Annotated in this window: 16 protein-coding genes and 2 pseudogenes; 10 read left to right on the forward strand and 8 right to left on the reverse strand. The window is 74.9% G+C overall.

What is annotated here, in order from left to right:
• Positions 1-303 precede the first annotated feature (303 nt).
• From ACQP2P_RS14600 to ACQP2P_RS14610, 3 genes are read left to right on the forward strand one after another with little or no spacing between them, the layout of a single operon-like run.
• Positions 304-1,170: an ATP-binding cassette domain-containing protein gene (locus ACQP2P_RS14600; protein WP_433616412.1), complete on the forward strand. Its 867-nt coding sequence runs from the start codon at positions 304-306 to the stop codon at positions 1,168-1,170.
• On the forward strand, positions 1,163-2,164 hold the full coding sequence (locus ACQP2P_RS14605; RefSeq protein WP_433616414.1) for a LacI family DNA-binding transcriptional regulator: 1,002 nt from the start codon (positions 1,163-1,165) through the stop codon (positions 2,162-2,164). Before ACQP2P_RS14600 ends, ACQP2P_RS14605 begins: the two co-directional genes overlap by 8 nt.
• Positions 2,165-2,173: 9 nt before the next feature.
• On the forward strand, positions 2,174-4,039 hold the full coding sequence (locus ACQP2P_RS14610) for a CocE/NonD family hydrolase (protein ID WP_433616416.1): 1,866 nt from the start codon (positions 2,174-2,176) through the stop codon (positions 4,037-4,039).
• A 267-nt stretch (positions 4,040-4,306) separates the two neighbouring features.
• Here ACQP2P_RS14610 and ACQP2P_RS14615 read toward each other — a convergent pair.
• The 4 genes and pseudogenes from ACQP2P_RS14615 to ACQP2P_RS14630 all read right to left on the reverse strand — a co-directional run.
• Positions 4,307-5,332 (reverse strand): annotated as a pseudogene (locus ACQP2P_RS14615) (MFS transporter); the annotation flags it as partial.
• Positions 5,326-6,657 (reverse strand): condensation domain-containing protein, encoded by a 1,332-nt coding sequence (locus tag ACQP2P_RS14620; RefSeq protein ID WP_433616417.1) that lies wholly within the window; start codon positions 6,655-6,657, stop codon positions 5,326-5,328. The pseudogene ACQP2P_RS14615 and the gene ACQP2P_RS14620, both read right to left, overlap by 7 nt.
• Before the next feature lie 22 nt (positions 6,658-6,679).
• A complete protein-coding gene (locus tag ACQP2P_RS14625) occupies positions 6,680-8,020 on the reverse strand; it encodes a condensation domain-containing protein (protein WP_433616419.1) in 1,341 nt (446 codons plus the stop codon).
• Positions 8,017-9,765 (reverse strand): AMP-binding protein, encoded by a 1,749-nt coding sequence (locus ACQP2P_RS14630; RefSeq protein ID WP_433616421.1) that lies wholly within the window; start codon positions 9,763-9,765, stop codon positions 8,017-8,019. The genes ACQP2P_RS14625 and ACQP2P_RS14630 overlap by 4 nt, the downstream gene beginning before the upstream one ends.
• A 371-nt stretch (positions 9,766-10,136) precedes the next feature.
• Here ACQP2P_RS14630 and ACQP2P_RS14635 point away from each other — a divergent pair, with 371 nt between their 5' ends.
• The 3 genes from ACQP2P_RS14635 to ACQP2P_RS14645 all read left to right on the forward strand — a co-directional run bounded on the left by ACQP2P_RS14635 (position 10,137) and on the right by ACQP2P_RS14645 (position 13,455).
• Positions 10,137-11,279, forward strand: coding sequence for a hypothetical protein (locus ACQP2P_RS14635; protein WP_433616422.1), 1,143 nt, complete (start codon positions 10,137-10,139; stop codon positions 11,277-11,279).
• A 308-nt stretch (positions 11,280-11,587) separates the two neighbouring features.
• A complete protein-coding gene (locus ACQP2P_RS14640; protein WP_433076687.1) occupies positions 11,588-12,334 on the forward strand; it encodes a class I SAM-dependent DNA methyltransferase in 747 nt (248 codons plus the stop codon).
• An 80-nt stretch (positions 12,335-12,414) separates the two neighbouring features.
• A complete protein-coding gene (locus tag ACQP2P_RS14645) occupies positions 12,415-13,455 on the forward strand; it encodes a cellulase family glycosylhydrolase (protein WP_433616424.1) in 1,041 nt (346 codons plus the stop codon).
• A 73-nt stretch (positions 13,456-13,528) separates the two neighbouring features.
• Here the strand turns inward: ACQP2P_RS14645 and ACQP2P_RS14650 are convergent, their stop codons facing one another.
• Complete coding sequence (locus ACQP2P_RS14650; protein ID WP_433616425.1) at positions 13,529-14,560, reverse strand: hypothetical protein; 1,032 nt, start codon at positions 14,558-14,560, stop codon at positions 13,529-13,531.
• The gene (locus tag ACQP2P_RS14655; RefSeq protein ID WP_433616426.1) at positions 14,557-15,054 is read right to left on the reverse strand and encodes a SigE family RNA polymerase sigma factor; all 498 of its coding nucleotides are present in this window, start codon (positions 15,052-15,054) and stop codon (positions 14,557-14,559) included. The genes ACQP2P_RS14650 and ACQP2P_RS14655 overlap by 4 nt, the downstream gene beginning before the upstream one ends.
• Before the next feature lie 233 nt (positions 15,055-15,287).
• On the opposite strand from ACQP2P_RS14655, the pseudogene ACQP2P_RS14660 reads away from it, so the two are divergent.
• From ACQP2P_RS14660 to ACQP2P_RS14675, 4 genes and pseudogenes are all read left to right on the forward strand, one after another.
• Positions 15,288-15,464, forward strand: a pseudogene (locus ACQP2P_RS14660) (ribonucleotide-diphosphate reductase subunit beta); the annotation flags it as partial.
• A 354-nt stretch (positions 15,465-15,818) separates the two neighbouring features.
• Entirely contained in the window at positions 15,819-16,364 is a 546-nt protein-coding gene (locus tag ACQP2P_RS14665; protein WP_433616428.1) for a DUF4352 domain-containing protein, read from the forward strand.
• Between the two features lie 209 nt (positions 16,365-16,573).
• The gene (locus ACQP2P_RS14670; RefSeq protein WP_433616430.1) at positions 16,574-17,812 is read left to right on the forward strand and encodes an RCC1 domain-containing protein; all 1,239 of its coding nucleotides are present in this window, start codon (positions 16,574-16,576) and stop codon (positions 17,810-17,812) included.
• 200 nt (positions 17,813-18,012) lie between these two features.
• Positions 18,013-18,681 (forward strand): VOC family protein, encoded by a 669-nt coding sequence (locus tag ACQP2P_RS14675; protein WP_433616431.1) that lies wholly within the window; start codon positions 18,013-18,015, stop codon positions 18,679-18,681.
• 43 nt (positions 18,682-18,724) lie between these two features.
• On the opposite strand, the gene ACQP2P_RS14680 is transcribed toward ACQP2P_RS14675, so the two are convergent.
• Together ACQP2P_RS14680 and ACQP2P_RS14685 are read right to left on the reverse strand one after the other, a co-directional pair.
• On the reverse strand, positions 18,725-19,015 hold the full coding sequence (locus tag ACQP2P_RS14680; protein WP_433616432.1) for a hypothetical protein: 291 nt from the start codon (positions 19,013-19,015) through the stop codon (positions 18,725-18,727).
• 51 nt (positions 19,016-19,066) lie between these two features.
• A complete protein-coding gene (locus ACQP2P_RS14685) occupies positions 19,067-19,450 on the reverse strand; it encodes a hypothetical protein (RefSeq protein ID WP_433616433.1) in 384 nt (127 codons plus the stop codon).
• Between the last annotated feature and the right edge of the window lie 98 nt (positions 19,451-19,548).

A 19,548-nucleotide genomic window follows, 5' to 3' on the forward strand; every position in this document is an offset into this window, starting at 1 on the left:
ACACAGGTTTTTCGCGCCGGCACCGGAGCCTGCGGAGGTGACGGCGTGAGCGGTCCGGAGCGGAGCGGAGGGGCCGCTCACCATCAACACAGGTTTTTCGCGCCGGCACCGGAGCCTGCGGAGGTGACGGCGTGAGCGGTCCGGAGCGGAGCGGAGGGGCCGCTCACCGTCAACACAGGTTTTTCGCGCCGGCACCGGAGCCTGCGGAGGTGACGGCGTGAGCGGTCCGGAGCGGAGCGGAGGGGCCGCTCACCGTCAACACAGGTTTTTCGCGCCGGCACCGGAGCCTGCGGAGGTGACGGCGTGAACGGTGAGGCGCTGCTGGAGCTGCGCGGGCTGACCGTGAACTACGGCCGGGGCCGCCGCCGGCCGCCGGACGCGGTGCGCGACGTCAGCCTGACGGTCGCGCCCGGCGAGACGGTCGCGCTGGTCGGGGAGAGCGGCTCGGGCAAGTCGACGATCGGCAACGTGGTGCTGGGCCTGGTCCCCGCGACCGGGGGCAGCGTCCGCTTCGACGGCGAGGACATCACGGCGGCCGGGCGGCGGCGGCGGCGCGAGCTGACGCGGCACATCCAGCCGATCTTCCAGGACCCGTACGGCTCGCTCAACCCGTCCCGCACCATCCGCCAGACGCTGGTCGAGCCGCTGCTCGCGCACGGCGGCGCGGCGGGCGCCGGCGATCGCGTCGCCGAGGTCCTGGGCCGGGTCGGGCTGCCGCCGGACGCCGCCGAGCGCTACCCGGACGAGTTCTCCGGCGGCCAGCGCCAGCGCATCGCCGTCGCGCGGGCGCTCGTCGCCGGCCCGCGCCTCATCGTGTGCGACGAGCCCACCAGCGCCCTGGACCTGTCCGTCCAGGCGCAGGTGCTCAACCTCCTGCGCGGCCTGCAGCGCGAGTCCGGGATCGGCTACCTGTTCATCACCCACGACCTGGCCCTGATCCGCCACGCCGCCGACCGGGTGGTCGTGCTCTACCGTGGCCGGGTGATGGAAACCGGCCCGGCGGCCCGCGTGACGCAACAGCCGCAGCACCCCTACACGCAGGCGCTGCTCGCCGCGGCGCCCGTGCCCGATCCGGTCGAGCAGCGACGGCGCCGCGCGGCGGCCGGACACGTGACCCGGCACCCCGCCGGCCCCGAGCGCTGGGAGCAGGGTGAGCCCGGCCGTGTCTGACGCCGTCACCATCTACGACGTGGCCGCCCACGCCAAGGTGAGCATCTCCACCGTCTCGCAGACGATCAACCGGCCGAGCCGGGTGAACGCCAAGACGCGCGAGCGCGTCCTGCGCGCGATCGAGGAGCTGCAGTTTGTGCCCAAGGGCGTCGCGGTGTCCCAGGCCCGCCGCGGCGTCGGGCGGATCGGCGTGCTCGCCCCGTTCACCTCCTACGACTCGTTCCGCCGCCGGCTCATGGGCGTGCTGGCCGAGTCCGACGGCACGAGCCGCGACGTGGTGGTCTACGACCACGAGTCGGCCGCGGCGAGCGTGTCGCCGCTGCTGCGCACGCTGCCGGTGACCGGGCGCCTCGACGGGCTGCTCATCATGGGCCTGCCGCTGGACGACGAGCTCGCCGAGCACCTGGGCACCCGGGGGCTGCCGACGGTCCTGGTGGACAGCGCCCGGCCGGAGTTCAGCACCGTCAACATCGACGACGAGGAGGGCGGCGCCATGCTGGCCCGCCACCTGCTGCAGCGCGGCCACACGTCGTTCGCCTTCCTGCAGGAGCCGCAGGAGTCCCAGGCGTTTCTCTCCCAGGGGCAGCGGCGCAACCGCGGCTTCCTGGGCGTGCTGGCCGGCGCCGGGATCGACGCGGCCGCGGTGCCCACGGTGCTGACCGGCAACGACATCGGGAGCAGCCGCCGGGCCCTGGGCGAGGTGCTCGCCCTGCGCCCGGCGCCGACCGCGGTCTTCGCCCACCACGACCTGCTCGCCGCGGGCCTGGTGCTGGAGGCCCGCCGCCAGGGGCTGCGGGTGCCCGAAGACCTCGCCGTGGCGGGCTTCGACGACGGCAGCGTCGCCGAGGCGGCCGGCCTGACGACGGTCAGCCAGCCCTTCGAGGAGTCCGGGCGGATCGGTGCCCGGCTGCTCGCCGGGCGCATCGCGGACCCGTCGGCGTCGGTGCAGCACATCACGCTCGGCCTGCGACTGGTCGTGCGCGACTCCAGCTGAGGAGGGCCGATGGAACCCGCGAACGGCGAACGGTACGACGTCGAGGTCCGCCACGACGCCCGGGTGCCCACGGCGACCCCGGGCGTGACGCTGTCCGCGGACCTGTTCCTGCCCCGTGGCGCCGGTCCGGCCCCGGTGGTGGTCTGCCTGCTGCCGTACCGCAAGGACGCGCTCGGCGGCCTCGGGGTCCGCGCGGCGCTGCACGAGTTCGCCGCGGCCGGCGTCGCCTGCGTGCTCGCCGACCCGCTCGGGCTCGGCTCCTCCGACGGCCTCGCCCGGCCGCCGTTCGACCCGGCCGAGGCCGACGACGGTGCCGACCTGGTGCGCTGGGCCGCCGGGCAGGCGTGGTCCACCGGCGCGGTCGGCATGTGGGGCTTCTCCTACGGCGCCCTGCTCGCGCTGCGCACGGCCGCCCGCCGCCCGCCGGCGCTGCGGGCCGTGGTGTCCGTGCTGGGGATGCTCGACCCGGAGCGCGACTTCGTGCACCCCGGGGGCGCGCCCGGCTGCTGTACCGCCCTGGCGATGTGGGGCCTCGCCACCCTGCACAACCAGGTCCTGCCGCCGGTCGGCGACTTCCACGCGGCGGACGAGCAGCGGCGCTGGCGGCGGCGCGCCGAGGACGCGGCGCCCTACCTCGCCGACCTGTACCGGCACCCGGCCGGCGACCCGCGGTGGCGCGAGCGGGTCGTCGACGCCGCCGCGATCACCGTGCCGGTGCTGTGCGTGGCGGGGTGGCGGGACATGTTCTGCGACGGCTCGCTGCGCACCTTCGAGCGGCTCGGCGGCCCGCGCAAGCTCCTCGTCGGGCCGTGGTCGCACACGATCCCCGACGACGCGCCGGAGCACCCCGCCGACACGTGCGCGCTCGCGCTGCGCTGGTGGCGGCGGTGGCTCGCCGGCGAGGAGAACGGCGTCGACACCGAGCCGCCGGTGACGCTGCACCTGCCCGGCCCCGAGTCCGGCTGGCACGACTTCGACGCCTGGCCGCCGGCCGGCGTGGCGCAGGAGACGGTCGCGGTGGGGGCCGGGGACGGCGTGAGCGCCGCGCCCGACGCCACCGTGGGCGCGCTCAGCGGCGTGTGGGGCATCCCCGCGGCCGGCGTCGAGCGCGCCCTCGACCAGCACGACGACGACACCCGCGCGGCCACCGTCACCGGGGAGGCGGTCCGCGGGCCGCTGCTGCTGCTCGGCCGGCCGGTCGTGACGCTCGACCTGACCTGGTCGGCGGCGCGCCGGGTCGTGGTCAAGCTGACCGACGTGGACCCGGCGGGTCGCTCGGTGCTCATCACCGGCGGGATTCTGGCCGACGTCCCGGCCGAGCGCTCGGCGGTGCGGATCACCCTGGACCCGGCCTGCCACGAGCTGCCGACCGGCCACGCGCTGCGCGTGGTGGTGAGCGAGAGCGCCTTCCCGCGGCTGTGGCCGGTCGCCGGCGGCGGGACGCTGCGGGTCGGCCGGGTCGGGCTCACGATTCCCGTGGCGCCCGCCGGGGCCGGCAAGCCGGCGACGCTGCCGGCCCCGGACCCGGCGCGTCAGGCGGCCGGGTCGCCCTGGCTGTCGCACCGGCCGCGGTGGCAGATCATGCGGGAACCGGCCCGGGAGCGGGTCACGGTCGTGCTGGGCGACGAGACCAGCGCGCTGCTGCCGCGCGGGGGCGTGCGGGTGGACACGGCCAGTCACGTCCGCGCCGCCGCCGATCGGGACGCCTCAGCGGCGACCCGGGTCGAGGGCGCGGCCGACACGACGGTCGTGCTGCCCACCGGCGAGCGGGTCCGCACCGAGGTCCGGCTCCGGCTGACCCGCGAGGCCGGCAGCGCCACGGCCCGCGTCACCGTCGACGGGGACGAGATCCTGCGGCGCCGCTGGGACTTCTGAGGGCGGCGCCGCGGGGTGTTCTGAGCGCGGCGCCGCCGGGTGTTCTGAGCGCGGCGCCGCCGGGTCCCGCATGCCGGCGCCGAGCAGCGCCGCGGCGACGGCCGCCAGCGCGGCCCCGGCGAACAGGGCCCGGTAGCCCGGGATCGTGCCGGCTCCGGCGGGCGCGGCCCCACCGGCGGCGACCGCGAGCGCGGCCAGCGCCGCGAGGCCCAGGCCGCCCCCGAGCTGGCCCGCCGTCTGGTAGGCGGCCGTGGCGAGCCCGGCCCGGCGCGGCACGGCGGTGGCGGCGAGCGTCACCGGCACGGACTGCGCGCCGAAGCCGAACGCCAGCAGCCCGAGCGCCGCCACCGGCCACGCCGCCGGCGACCCCGCGGTCATCGGGATCAGCGCCGCGATGCCCGCGGCCGTGACCACCGGCCCGGCCACCGCGAGCCGCCACGGCGCGCACCGCCGCAGCAGCACGGGCGCGGCGGCCGAGCCGGCCACGATGCCCAGGCTCAGCGGCAGCAGCAACAGCCCGGCGGTGACCACGCCGAAGCCCAGCACCTCCTGCAGCCACAGGGTGCCGGCGTAGCTCACCCCCACCAGCGCCCCGCAGGACAGCGCCGTCGCGGCGCAGGCGGCCGCCACCCGCCGGGCCGGGAACGCCGCGCGGTCCGGTGCCCGCTCGCCGCCGGCCCGTCCCGCGTGCGCACCCCCGCCGTCCGCCGGCAGCCGCAGCGCGGCGATCGCGGCGGCCCCGCACAGCAGGCCCGGGAGCCAGAACAGCGCGGCCCAGCCGAGGGACGCCGTGACGAGCCCGCCGAGCACCGGCCCGGCGGCCACGGCGGCGGCGCCGAGCGCGCCCCACAGCGCCAGGACCCGCACGCGCTCGGCCGCGGTCCCGGCCGCCGCCGTGGCCAGCGCGAGCGCGGCCGGGCTGAACAGCGCCCCACCGGCGCCCTGCACCGCCCGGCCGGCGAACAGCGCACCGGCGTCGCCCGCCGACCCGCACAGCACGCAGCCCACGGTGAACACGACCATGCCGGCGACGAACGGCAGCCGCGGCCCGGCCCGGTCCGCGGCCAGCCCGCCGAGGAGCAGGCAGGCGCCGAACACCAGCGTGTAGCTGTCGACCACCCAGGGCAGCTGCGCCGGGGCGATGCGCAGGTCGTGCCGCAGGGCCGGCAGCGCGACGTTGACGATCGTCGCGTCGGCGAGCACGACGAAGTTCGCCACGCACGCGATGAGCACGGTGGCCCGCCGCCGGCCCGCGAGCGGCGCGGCCGGCGCCCGGGCCGGTGCCGTCACCATCGCGGTGCCGCCGCGACCTCGGCGAGCGCGGCCGCGAACTCCCCGGCGACCGTCGCCAGCCGCTCGGGCGGGTACAGCCCGTCGTGCCCGCAGACGTCGCCGCCGAGGGTCCCGTCGGGGTCCCGGCGCAGGTTGTACGACAGCGGCAGCACCTCGGGGTGGTCCTCGGTGTGCCGGGGGGACAGCCGCAGCGGGTCGATCGGGCGGGCGGCGATGCGCACCGTCCGGCCGTCCGGCGCGTGCAGCGTCGCGGCCAGCGGCGCGGCCGCCGGCAGGTAGTTGTACCGGGTGTCGAAGAGGCGCTGCCGCCGTGCGGTCAGGTCGTCGGGCACCACCTGACGGATGCGGCCGAGCGGCAGCTGGTGGGCGAGCGCCTCCCGGTAGGCGCGGGCCACGTCGGCGAGCAGCGCGGGGAGGTCCCGGGAGCGCGACACGTCGACCCGCACCGGGAGGTGATCGAGCAGCGGGCCGACGATGCGCTGGGCGCCCGGCCGGTCGCGGCCCGCCCGGGTGACGCCGACGACCTGGTCGTCGCCGGCGTGCGCGCGGCGGGCCAGCAGCAGCGCGGCCAGCAGCGCGGTGCTCAGGCCCCCGCCGTGCTCGGCCGCGCCACGGCGCAGCGCCTCGGCGGCCGGGGCGGGCAGCGGCGCGATCGGAGCACAGATGAACCGGCCGCCGACGGGCGGCAGCGGGGCCAGCGCCGGCAGGTCGCGCAGGCGCTCGCGCCACCACCGCTCGTGGCCGGCGTCGCGCGCCGCCCGCTCGGCCGCGGTGTGGTCGCCCAGGTGCAGGGCCAGGCGGGGCAGGCGGGCCGGCCGGCCCTGCAGCACCGCCCGGTAACAGCGGACCAGCTCGTCGTGCAGGACGCCGTGCGACCAGCCGTCGAAGATGAGGTGGTGCACGAACAGCGCCAGCACGAAGCGGTCCGGGCCGAGCCGCAGCAGCGAGGCGTGCCACAGCGGCGGGCGGTCCAGCACCCGGGGCCGCTGCGACTGCGCGACGACGTGCGCGTCCGCGCTCGCGCCCGGATCGGCCGCGCCCGTGAGGTCGATCACCGTGAGGTCGGCCTCGAGCGACGGCATGACGATCTGGTCCACGTCGGGATCGGGGCCGCCGGAGCGGATCCGGAACCCGGTGCGCAGCGCGGCGTGCCGTTCGGTGAGGCCGGCGAGCGTGACGCGCACCGCCTCGGCGTCGAGCGGGCCCTCGAGGTCCCAGGCGATCGGCAGGCTGTAGTACGAGCGGCCCGCCGCGCACGCGCGCACCCAGTCCCGCTGGTAGTAGCTGGCGGGCCGGTGGGCCGGTTCGGCCAGTGTCCGGGTCATGACCGGGATCTCCTTTCGGTGCTCACAGGTCGGCGACCAGCGCGGCCAGGCCGAGGTCCGGCTCGCGGGCGGCCCGCCGCAGCACGCCGCTGAACCGCTCGGCGAACCGGCTCACCCGGGCGGGGCCGTGCAGCTCGCCGTCGCCCTCCACCTCGCCGGTGAGCCGGCCGCCGTCGATGCGCGGCCGGTAGGCGACGGTCGCGTCGCCGAGCCACCACGCGTCGGGCCGGGTCTTGACCATGCCGTAGGGCACGGCCCGTTCGTCGCCGGGCGCCGCGGGCGCGGCCCCGGCCGGCCGGGGGGCCGGCGGCAGGAAGTTGAGGTTGACCGCGAAGAGCGGGGCCTGCCGCCGCGGCAGCAGCGGGGCCAGGCACCCCAGCGGCAGCCGGTGCTCGTAGGCGTCGAGCAGCGCCTCGCGGACCCGGCCGACCAGGGCGCGGAAGGTCGGGGCGCCCGCGAGGCCGACCACCAGCGGCAGCTGGTCGGCGAGGCACCCGACCACCGAGCGCAGGTGCGGCTGGTCGCGGTTGCCGACGGTCAGCCCGAGCACGACCCGCTCGGCCCGCGCCGACTCGTGGTGCGCGGCGACGGCCGCCGCCGCGAGCACCGCGGTCATCGTCGTGCGGCCGGCCGCGGCGAGCCGCTGCAGCGCGGCGACCACGTCGGCCGGCAGCACGGGCAGCGCCGGGCGCTCGACGAGGTGCCCGGCGTGCGGGCCGGACGGGTACGGCAGGCCGAACGTGTCGTCGCACCCGGCCAGGGCCGCCTCCCAGTAGCGCCACTGCGCCGCGCTCGGCCGCACGCCGCGCTCCTGCCGGGCGTAGTCGGCCATGTGGGTCACCGGCCGGGGCAGCCGCTCGCCCCGCCACAGCCGGGCGGCCTCGTCGGCGAGCACCTGACTCGTGCTCAGGTCGCTGATGGCGTGGTGCAGCCACAGCACCAGCACGTGCCGGTCGTCCGCCGCGTGCAGCTCGGCGCGGGCCAGGGGAGCGTCCAGGAGCCGGAACGGCCGCTGCGAGCCGGCCAGCAGCCAGCCGGGCAGCAGCTCGCCCGCGGGACCGTCGTGCCGGTCGCGGGCCAGCTCCAGCCGGGCCTCGTCCGCGACCCGCTGCACGACCGGCGAGCCGGCCCCGGCCCCGCGGGTCAGCACGGTGCGCAGGGCGCCGTGCCGCGCCGTCAGCTCGTCGAGCAGCCACCGCACGCGCTCGGCCGGGGCCGGCCCGGGCAGCTCCACGACGGCCGGCACGTTCACCGCGGACTCGCCGGCGGTCAGGAAGGACTCCTGGCAGTACGACAGTGGCGCGCTCACCACCGCGGCCGGTGCGGGCGGTCCGGCGAGCGCGCCGGTCGTCGCCGCGCTCACGCGGGCACCCCGCTCAGCTCGTCGCCGTCGGCCGGGGCGGCGGCGTCGAGGCGTGCCGCGAACTCCCGCAGGCTGGTGCTGTCGAGCAGGTCGCGGACCGTGACCCGGCGCCCGAGCTCATCCGACAGCTCGCTGACCACCTCCATGGCCGAAAGCGACGCCCCGCCGAGCTGCAGGAAGTCGTCGCCCGCGGAGACCGGCCCGACGTCCAGCGCCACCGACCACAGCTCCGCCGCGCGGATCTCCGTCGGCGTGCGCGGCGGCTCGTAGGGCCGGGCGTCCGCGTGCTGCTCCAGATCCTTGCGCAGCTGCCGCTTGTCGACCTTGCCGATCATGTTGCGTGGCAGGTCCTCGACCACCACGATGCGCAGCGGCGCGGCCGCGCCCTGCCGCTCGCGCGCGAACTCCTGCAGCGCCGCGACGTCGAGGCCGGGCCGGGCCCGGACCGCGGCCATCACGCACTCCGTGAGCACCGGGTGGGGCACGCCGCACACGGCGGCCTCCACGACGCCCGGGAACTCCATCAGCGACGCCTCGACGTCCAATGTGGACACGTTGAGGCCGCCGGTGTTGACGAGGTCCGGGTTGCGGTCGACCAGGTAGAAGTAGCCGTCGGCGTCGACGCGGCCGATGTCGCCGGTGCGGGTCCAGCCGCCGTCGAGGAACACCGCCGACGCCGCGGTCTCGCCGTGGTAGCGCCGCTGCGGCGCGTCGCTGCGCAGCTGGACGTCGCCGGCCACGCCCGCCGGGGCCAGGCCGCCGTCCGGCAGGACGATGCGCACCTCGGACCCGGCGGCCGGCCGGCCGAGGGAGCGGGGCCGGGCGCGGTCGTAGTCGGTGGCCATCCGGCGCGGCCAGCACTCGGTGGTCGAGTAGACGTTGCGGATGCGCGCCGCCGGGAAGAGCTCGGCGAGGGCCTGCAGCGTCGCCGGGTGGATCGGGGCGCTGGTGGTGCGGACCTGCTCCACGCTGCCGAGGTCGTAGTCGCCCCGGGCGCCGGCGGTGACCAGCGCGATCGCCATCGCGGGCACCAGCACCAGGTCCGTCGGCCGGAACCGGTCGATCGCCTCGAGCACCTCCGCGGGGACGAACTGCGGCATGGTGAGCGTGCGGTGCGGCGCGGGGCCGAGCGGCTGCACGAGCAGGCCCTGGCCGACGGTCGTGCCCGGCGGCAGCGCGTGCAGCGCGGTGCGCGGTGCGCGCGCCCGCGAGCGCATCAGGGGGAACAGCAGGTTCTCGTGCGTGGCGACGACGCCCTTGGGCCGCCCGGTGGTGCCCGAGGTGTAGATGATCTCGGCGTCGTCGGCGGGCGAGACCGGCACGGCCGGTGGCGTCCGCGGCCGGTCCGCGACCAGCTCGGCCACGCTGCACCGCGGCCCGTCGACGAGGTCGCTGTCACCGACGACGAGCACCGCGCGGGACGCGAGGAAGGCCGCCGTGGCCTGCTCGCGCCCCGCCGCCGGGGACACCGGCACCGCGACGGCGCCCGCCTTGAGCACGCCGGCCCACGCCACGGCGTAGTCGGTCCAGTGGCGTGCGGAGACGTTGAGCAGGACGCGGGAGCCGGGCGTCACGCCCCGCGCGGTCAGCCCGTGGGCGGCGGCGTCGGAGGCGGCGTCCCAGTGACCGAAGGTCAGGGCGGCCCCGCCGGCCACCTCGTGCGCCACCGCGCCGGGCCGCTGCGCCGCGCGCCGGCGCAGCTGATCAGGAATGGTCCACCGCACTGTTTCGCTGGTGTGCGTCACCGATGATTCCTCTCGCTCAGGATTGCTCCGAGGTGGTGCCACAACGCGCCTCACGCTAGGTGTGCGCCGCACCGGGCGGCAATCCGAAAAGCGATTCCGGGTATCCCTTTCGCGGGTGGTCGCCGCAGCGTATGCCCAGCTTGTAAAGGTGTTGTTGCCGAATCGTGAATGTCGATCAATGCGACCTGGGCGTTACTTCGCCGTCTTCGGCAATTTACTTCAAAGACTCGTGCGAATATCGCCGGACAATCTTCGATCATTACCGGGGCACGCCGGGCAGGGCAGTCGTTTTTGAAAACGGGGCCACTGGTGAGCGGATCGCTACGTTACGATGTGCCGGTTCTGTTGCCTGCCGTCACCGTGAGGGCGAGTTGCCGGATACTCAGATCGACGCCGAGCTGTCCGCCGAGGCACGTGCCGTGCTCGGCCGGGACGACGTCAGTTTCACCCCGCTCGCGCATGGCCGGCGCATCGGCGTGACCTCCGGGGTCTTCCGGGTTCAGGCCGGTGACACCCGGGCGGTCGTCAAGGTCGTCGCGCCCGCGGCCGATGCCGGGGGCAAGGTCTGGCGGGGCTCGCACGACCCGGCCAACTACCGGTTCTGGGAGCGCGAGGCGCTGTTCTACGAGGCGGGCCAGCCGCAGGCCTACGCCGACGCGGGGATCGCCCTGCCCGGCCTGCTCGGTGCGTTCCGGCGCGGAGGCGGCGAGATCAGCCTCTGGATGCAGGACGTGTCCGGCAACGGCGGCGCATCCTGGACCGTGCGGCGCACCGGGGAGCACGCCCGGCAGCTCGGCCGCGCGCAGGGCGCCTGCGTGATCGACGACGCCTGGCGCAAGTCGGCCGTGCCGTTCAGCCGCAACGTCCTGCGCGACTACCTCGACACCCCGGACGCGACGTCGCCCGACATCAACTGGGAGATGCTCGAGAACGCCGAGGCCTGGGACACCCGGCTCATGCGGACCCACTTCGGCGGGCGGCTGCGCGAGGACGTGCTGCGGCTGTGCCGGGAGCGGTACCAGTTCGTGAGCTGGGGCGAGGCGCTGCCGCACACGCTGTGCCACCACGACCTGTGGCCCAACAACGCCTTCGAGCACGACGGGCGGCTCGTCCTGGTCGACTGGGCCTTCGCCGGGGAGGGCTGGGTCGGCGGCGACATCGGCAACTTCGTGTCGGACACCGCGCTGGACCTGCTGCGCCCGTCCGAGGAGCTGCCCGCCCTCGACGAGGGCGTCTTCCGCGGCTACGTGCAGGGCCTGCGTGACGCCGGGTGCGACGCCGACGAGCGGGCGGTCCGGCTCGGCATGTGCGTGATGGCGGCCAAGTGGACCTGGCTGATCCCGGTGATGCTGACCCGCGCCACCCGCGACAACCACGAGGTCTACGGCAGCCAGGCGGTCGACGCGGACCGCCTCTACGCGGAGCGGGCCAACGTGTTCCGCATGCTGGTGGCGTGGGCCGCCGAGGCGCGCGCGCTGGCCGCCGAGCTCTTCCCGGCCGCGGCCCAGCCGTAGGCCCGTGCCTGCCGTCAACCCCTGGCTGCCGCTGCCGCCCGCGTCACCGGACGCGCATCCGGTGTACTGCCTGCCGTACGCGGGCGGCAGCGCGGCCATCTACCGGCCGTGGCGGCGGCAGGCCCCGCCCGGGATCGCCGTCGTGCCCGGACGCGCCCGCGGAAATCCTCGAACGGCTCACCGGGCAGCGCCGCGGTCATGCGCCACACCCCGTAGGCATCGCCGGCTGGAACGGCTGTTCGACGGTGGCGGCCCGGGCGGTGCACGTCGGCCGGAGCACGCGCCGGCGCCCGCGATAGGGTCCTGCGGTGATCGATCAGGATGGGTACTTCGGGGAAAAGGTCGCGGCCAGGTACGACGAGTCGTCGGCGGACATGGCGGACCCGGCGGTGGTCGAGCCGATCGTCGACATGCTCGCCGGGCTCGCCGACGGCGGCCGCGCGCTGGAGCTGGGCATCGGCACGGGCCGCATCGCGCTGCCGCTGGCGGCCCGCGGCGTCGCCGTGCACGGCATCGACCTGTCGCGGGCCATGGTCGCCCGGCTGCGCGAGAAGCCCGGGGGCGACGCCATCGGCGTGACGATCGGGGACTTCGCCACGACGCGGGTGGATGGCGCCTTCTCCGTGGCCTACCTGGTCTTCAACACGATCATGAACCTGACGACGCAGGCGGCGCAGGTGGCCTGCTTCCGCAACGTCGCGGCGCACCTGCAGCCCGGCGGCCGGTTCGTCATCGAGGTCATGATGCCGGACCTGCGCCGGCTCCCGCCCGGGCAGGACGCAGTGCCGTTCCACGTGAGCGAGACGCGGTGGGCCTACGACCTGTACGACGTCGCGACGCAGTCCATGAGCTCGAACTACGTCGAGGTCGTCAACGGCCGCGGCGGCTTCCGCTCGATCCCGTTCCGCTACGTCTGGCCCGCCGAGCTGGACCTGATGGCCCAGATGGCCGGCCTGCACCTGCGCGACCGGTGGGCGAACTGGCACCGCGAGCCGTTCACGAGCGAGAGCGCCCAGCACGTCTCGGTCTGGGAGAAGCCCGTCCTGCCGGATTAGACGACGGGCCTCGGGGAAGTGCTCCGGCGGCGCCAGTGCATTGCCAGGAGCTTGCCGGGAGATCCCGTCCGAGGTGGTTCATGAGGAAGCGCACCGCCGTCGCGGGGGCGTCGCTCGCCGTCGTGGCCGCGCTCGTCCTCGTGGGGCGGCTGCACGCCTCGCCCGGGGAGCCGGCGCCCGGCCCTTCGCCCCGGCCGGGCGATGCGGCGACCCGGCCCGGGTTCCACGTGCGCGACGGGCGCCTCCACGACGCCAACGACCACGAGTTCGTGATGCGGGGCGTGGGCGAGAACCACGCGGTGTTCCCCGGGGAGACGGCTCAGGTGTTCAGCGACGTCAAGGCGCTGGGCGCGAACACGGTGCGGGTCGAGCTGTCCACCGGCGTGGTCGCCAAGCGCAACGACGCGGCCGACGTCGCGCACGTGATCGCCCTGTGCCGGCAGAACCGCCTCATCTGCGTCCTGGTGGTGGACGACACCACGGGCTGGGGCTACCGCCCGGAGGCCGTCCCGCAGGCGCGGGCGGTGGACTACTGGATCAGCATTCGCAGGGCGCTCGCCGGCCAGGAGCGCTACGCCCTCCTCGACGTCGCGAACGAGCCGTACGTCCTGGACAACGTCCGCACCTGGCCCGGCGACACGATGGACTCGATCCGCCGCCTGCGCGACGCGGGCATCCAGCAGACGCTGCTGGTCGACGCGCCCGACTGGGGCCAGGACCTGTCGTTCACCATGCGTGACCACGCCGCCGAGGTCTTCGCCGCCGACCCGCGGCACAACACCGTCTTCTCCATCCACGTCTACGGCGCCTTCGGCCGGGCCACGAACATCCACGACTATGTGGGGGCGTACCTGAAGGCGAAGCTTCCCATCGCGGTGACCGAGTTCGCGTACACCCACCACGACGGCGACGTCGACGAGGACGCGGTCATGGCCGAGGCGCAGGCGCAGGGCATCGGCTATCTCGCGTGGTCGTGGAGCGGCAACAGCGGGGACGTGAGCAACCTCGACATGGTGCACCAGTTCGACCCCAAGTCGATGACCTGGTGGGGCCGGCGGGTGTTCGACGGCCCGAACGGGATCCGGCAGACCTCCCGCGAGGCGACCGTCTACACGCCGTAGGGCGGGTCGCGGGATACCTCCGGGCGGGGCCGGCCGCGTGCGGTCCACGCGGCCGTCTCCCGGGGGGCACCGATCAGCGGGAGCCGTACCAGCTGATGTCCGGCACCGGGCCGACATCGAGGGCCTGGGCGACCACCGGCAGGTCCAGCCCGGGCTGCGGCGCCGTGATCGACAGGTTGTAGCCGTCCTGCGGCACGAACAGCTGGTCGCCGCCCTTGCTCAGCAGGCCGTCGGCGCCGCGCACCCGCACCGGTTCCGCGCCCGCCGGGTCGAACGAGCGCTGGACCGCCGGGCCGAACACGAGCGTCAGCGAGCTGCCGGGGCCGTTCACCGCCAGGTCGACGGACCACGCGGGCCCGTACAGGTCGGCGCGCGCCGTGTACCACCACGACCCCGACTTGTACGGCTCCGGCAGGAAGCCGAGCCGGGGACCCACGGCGATCTTCGTCGAGTCCGGGCGCAGGGACTCGGCCACCGCGACCGCCAGGTCGCGCTCCACCGTGCGGTCGGAGCCGGTCACGATCACCGTCAGCCGCTGACCGCCCGCCGGCACCCACGTCACGCCGGACGCGGCCTCGATGCGGTCCAGCACCTCGGCCTCGACGCCGTTGATCGACACGGTGCCCCCGGTGTGCCGGGGCGGCCCGTCGTCGCCGACGATCAGGGTCACGCTCGCGCCCGTCGTGTCGGTGCCGGGGGCGGGGGCCCAGCCGCGGCTCGTGGCGGCCGCGGCGCCGCCGGACACCAGGACCGAGGCCATCACCTGGCCGTAGCCGTCGGGCAGGAACGTGGGGCGCCAGGTCGCCGCGGCCTCCAGCCAGCCGCCGCCCGGGCCGCCCGCGACCTTCGGGAAGCCGCCCGGGGCCTTCGGGGAGCCGGGCTCCTCGGGCCGCCCGGCGCCGGTCCCGGCCGCCGAGCGGTACACCTCCAGGCCGCCCCCGACCGCCGCCACCGCCACCGCGGCCCCGGCGGCGCGCAGCACCAGGCGGCGCTGGCGCATGACCCGGGTCCGCGCGTCGAGCCCGGCCGTGATCCGCTGCGGCGCGTGGGCCCGGTCGGCGATGGCGGCGACCGCGCCGCGGATCGCGTCGTCCTCGTAGCTCATCGTTGCTCCTCAAGGCTCGGTTGGGGCAGTACGGCGCGCAGGGTGGCCAGGGCACGCATGGCCTGGGTGCGCACGGTGACGATCGAGCAGCCCATGAGCACGGCGATGTCGGCGTCGGCCATGTCCTCGAGGTACCGCAGCACGATCACGATCCGCTGGCGCGCGGGAAGGTCGCGGATGAGCCGGACCAGCGCATCCCGCTGCGCGATCCGCTCGTCGTGGCCGTCGGCCGCGACCGGCTCGGCGGCGTGGTGCACGCGCTCCCGGCGCAGCCGCGCCGCGAGCTGCCGACGAGCCGAGGTCAGCTCGTTGATGACCATCCGCCGGACGTACGCCTCCGGGGACTCCAGCTCAGCGATCTTCGACCACCGGGGCTGCGCCTTCACGAGCACGTCCTGCAGCACGTCGGCGCCGGCGTCGGGGTCACCGGCGAGCGCCGTCGCATACCGCGTGAGGGCGGGCAACCGGGCGGCGAGGAATTCCTCGAACGTCACCTGCACACCCCGTTCACGAAGCCACCCCCGGCGTTCGTTGCACGGGACCGCTGCGGCAGTGGCAATGACAATGACAATGGCGACGGCGACGGCGCGCTGTGGGCAGTCTCCCGAGCGGCGGCACGTGCCGCCGCCGTGCCCGCGGTTGCTGTCCGGGGCCGTGTGTGCCGCTCGCACGGACCGGCGGTGACGCCCGGTGGTGCGGCCCGCGAGACACGCCGACACGGCATGGGCACGTCGCCGATCGGCGGCTCGCGCTGCTGGGGATCGAGCCGCTCTGCGGCAGCCGCAACCCCTTCGCCTTCAAGGAGCCGCAGGACGTGCAGGAGCTGTCGAACTTCTTCGAGCGCCGCGTCTCGGCCTATCAGGTCGGCGTGACGGGAACGGTCTCCTTCGACGACGACTTCTGATTTCCACGCCATCGGGCATATCGGCGGTCTTTGCCAGACGTCAATGTTCCAATCGGCGAAACGCTAGGTGGCCGAATTGTTTCCGGGGGACCCCGGAAAGCGGACTCCGGGGCGTGCATCGAACGTGGCGAATCATCCCAGCTCATCGCGATCTTTGAGTCTCGGAGCCCTTCCGGTGCAGGTCGGCGGTCGTTTTCGCGGAGCCGGAATGGACACGTTCTTTTGGGTTGATTGACGTCCGACAAACGGTTGAACCTCATTCCGGACAGCGCCGCTGGACGGTGTCGGCCCATAAGATCATTTGGCCGCCCGTCAGCGGCAAACCCCCCTCGTGGCTGTCAGGAGTATTCGCGCATGCGCACCAAGTTCGTCGCCCTTCTCGCCATCCCTCTCGCCGCCTTCGTGCTGGCCTGTGGCGCCACCGGCAGCAGCACCTCGGCGGGGGGTGGGGGCGGCGACGTCAAGCAGCAGGGCGCGAGCGAGAAGAAGGCCCCGGCCACGGTCAAGGCCGGCGAGGTCATGACGCTGACCGAGTCGATCCTCGGCCAGACCACGGTCGTGGAGATCACCCTGACCAACGTCAAGCCCAACGCCAAGTCGGGCAACCAGTTCTCCAAGCCGGGCAAGGGCCAGTTCGTCACCGCCGACGTCTCGGTGCTGGTCAAGCAGGGCAAGTACACGATCAACTCGTCGTCGTTCAAGTTCATCGGCGCCGACAGCACCGCCTACGACTCGACGATCGGCCTCGACGGCAAGGACCTCTCCGCCAACGATCTCGCCGCCGGGCAGAAGACGTCGGGCACGGTCTGGTTCGACGTCGCCAAGGGCGCCGAGGCCGGCGGCAAGATCGCTCTGAAGTCGTACCTCGCCGACGGCGACGCCGGCTACTGGACGCTCTGACGGTGCACCGGCCGGCGGGCCGGGACACCGTACTTCCCTGGTGAACCCCGAGGCGGGGCTGTCGACGCGTCGGCCGCCCCGCCTCTGGCTGTGCTCCAAGCCGGTCTTGGAGGCGGGACAAGCCGAATCCAAGTCCCGGTCCGCAAGCTGCTCTCTGTCCGGCCCGGCGCCCTCGCCGGTGACTGATGTTGCAGACAGGGAGTGCGAACATGATGAGATCCAAGGTGCTGGCCGTAGTCGCCGGTGCCGCCGTCGCGGCCGCTTCGCCGGCCTTCGGCGCGGCGCCGGGCTACGCGGCCGACGGCCCCCAGCCGGGCATCGCCTACGGCTGGGGCGCCAACAACTTCGCCCAGACCGGTGCCGGCACGGCGGCGGCGCAGTACAACAGTCCACAGCGGACAGTCCTGCCCGACGACGTCGTGCAGGTGCAGAGCGGCGGTCGGGCTGGCTACGCGCGGCTGGCCGACGGGCGGCTGCTGGCCTGGGGGTACAACCTCAACTCCGTCCTGGGCAACGGTTCGACGCTCGCGAGCACGCGCCCCGCGGCCGCGGTGCTCGGCATCGGCGGCGTGGGCACCCTCGGCGACGTCGTCGACGTCGCGGTACACATGGAAAGCGCGGTTGCGGCGGTGCTGGGCGACGGCACGGTGGTCGCCTGGGGCTCGAACGCGAGCCGGCAGCTCGGCGACGGCTCGACGGCGAGTGTCCGGGCGTATCCGGAGCGGGTGCTGACCGCGCCGGGCACCCCGCTGACCGGCGCGGTGGACGTGGAGTCGGGCACCGAGGCGACGTACGCGCTGATGGCCGACGGCACCGTCACCGCCTGGGGGGCCGTGAAGTGCGACGGCGCGCTGGCGGGCACGACGCCGTTCGCGACGCCGGTGGCCGGGCTCAGCGACATCCGGCAGATCGCGGTCGCCGGCGGGGTGGCCCTGTTCCGCCGCGCCGACGGTGCGGTGCTCTCCTGCGGCGGCGAGGCGCGTGCCCTCGGCCGGCCGTTCGGCCCGCTGAACTCGACGACCTCGGCGTACGTGCCGGCGCAGGTCACCGACCTCGGCCCGGGCAGCGGCGTGGTGGACATCTCGGTCGGCACGTCGGCGGTGTCCGCGCTGACCGGAGACGGCCGGCTGTACCTGTGGGGGGACAACACGCAGTACCAGCTCACCCCGCTCGGCGGGCCGGGCGGCGTGGCGGTGCCGACGGAGCTGGTCCGGCCGGCCGGTGAGCCGAAGATCGTCGACGTCGAGAACGACAACTCGCCCGTCACGTACGCGGTGCGGGCCGACGGATCGATGCTGGTCTGGGGGTGCAACATGTTCGGCATGGCCGGGATCGGCACGACCACCATCCAGGTGAGCCCGACCGTGGTCAGTGTGCCGGGCCGCGCGTTCGTCAGCGTCGCCGCGGCGAACTGGGACGTCCTGGCGGTGACCGTGCCGGCCGTGTGACCGGCGCGCAGCCACGCGCCGTGCCTCGCCCGGGCCCGCCGGCCCGGGCGAGGCATGCGTCCGGCCGCGGTCCGGGACGTCTCCGGCTTGGTGTCGTTCGTCCAGGCGGCATCGTTTGCCGGGCGGCAAATACATATCGGTTGGATCACGGCGGCCGGGCCGCTCGGCGGACGTCGGCGGCGGGCGGTACAGTCTCGCCCGTGCTGCCAACGGTTGAGGCGTCCGTGCCGGTGCTGTACGTCGCCGACATTGAGCGATCCCAGGCGTTCTACACGTCGCTGGGCTGGTCCGTCCTGCGCACCGGCGGCGACGAGCTCGCCAGCTGGCGTCACATGCGCAGCGGCGAGCTCGCCATCCTGCTGGCCGCCGTCCAGCCGCGGCTGATCACCGTCGAGCTGCCGCTGCTGGTGTACTTCTACGTCGGCAACCTCGAGGCGACCCTGCAGAGCCTCGCCGACGCCGGTTATCCGGCCGAGCGCGTCGGCTACCCGGACCACGCCCCCGGCGGCGAGGCCCGCGTGCAGGATCCGGACGGCAACGTCCTGCTCCTCGGCCAGCGTGCCGCCGTCGCCGAGGCGGACCGTCAGACGGCCACCGGCGCCGAGGCCAAGTTCGAGCTCATCCAGCGCGCGGCGGAGGCCGTCAGCCAGCGCGGGGGTGCCCCGGAGCGCTGCCAGGTCGGCCAGGCCGACGGGGCCCCGTGCACCGCCGCCGCCCAGGTCAAACTCACCGATTCCTGGGGCGACTCGGTCTGGGGCTGCACCGAGCACGGCGAAGAGGTGCTCTTCAGCGTCCGGGGCGCGTTCATCGCCATCGAGGACGGCGACGGGCTGGGCCAGTTCCTGCGCAACCGGTCCGCCCGCCGCTGACCGGTCGCACCGTGGCCCGCGGACGCCCGGCTACGTAGGCCGGTCAGGAGGGCCCCGGGCCGGTCGCGGCGTCGCGGGCGGCCGTGGCGAGGGCGACGAACGCCCGGAACCGCTCGAACGTCACGGCGTCCATGGTGAGCGACGCGCCGCCGAAGACCTGGCCGCCGACCACCGTGCCGACCCGCACCTTGAAACCGTCCCCTTTCGGCTTGACGTCGACGCCCATGAAGGCGACGTGGAACCGCATCGCGTCCGGCGTGCCCTGGTGGAAGACGTCCATGACGCGTCCGTCCAGGACGAAGATGTACCCGTCGTGGTGGAACTCGGCTGCCATAGCGGTGACGATAGGCGATCACCGCCAGCCTCGGCGTTCCCGCGGGACCCGCTACACGGTGCTGTGCGGACCGCCTCCGGCTCGCACGCTCGGCCAGGCCTCCTCGAGCTCGGCGGCGATGCCGGGGTCGTGGCACTCGAGCCCGGCCTGGATCACGTCGGCCACCGCCTCGGTGGTACCGGCGCGGAAGACCGTGCCGCTGTCGACCTGGTACAGCCACACGTCGTACCGGTGCGCCGGCCCGTCCACGATCCGGCAGGTGCCGCAGAAGCCGTGGAAGCTCGTCTCCTCGTCGCCCTCCGGGTCGAGGCGGTCCTCGACGGGCAGGTCCTCGCCGTCGTAGCGCACTCCCGCGATGCGCAGCTGCTCGCGTTCGAGTGCGTTGAGCTGCTCGACGTCGGTGATGTCCCGGTGGTCAACGGCACGCATCGTCATGGCAAGGATCTCACCGAACCCGCGGACGTTGATCAACGTACTGTCGCCAAGCGGACGCCGTCCCGCGATCGCTCACCTCCGGAGGTGACCCAATTCCC

This window comes from Dactylosporangium sp. CA-139114 (assembly GCF_050955725.1).
Classification (GTDB): Bacteria; Actinomycetota; Actinomycetes; order Mycobacteriales; family Micromonosporaceae; genus Dactylosporangium.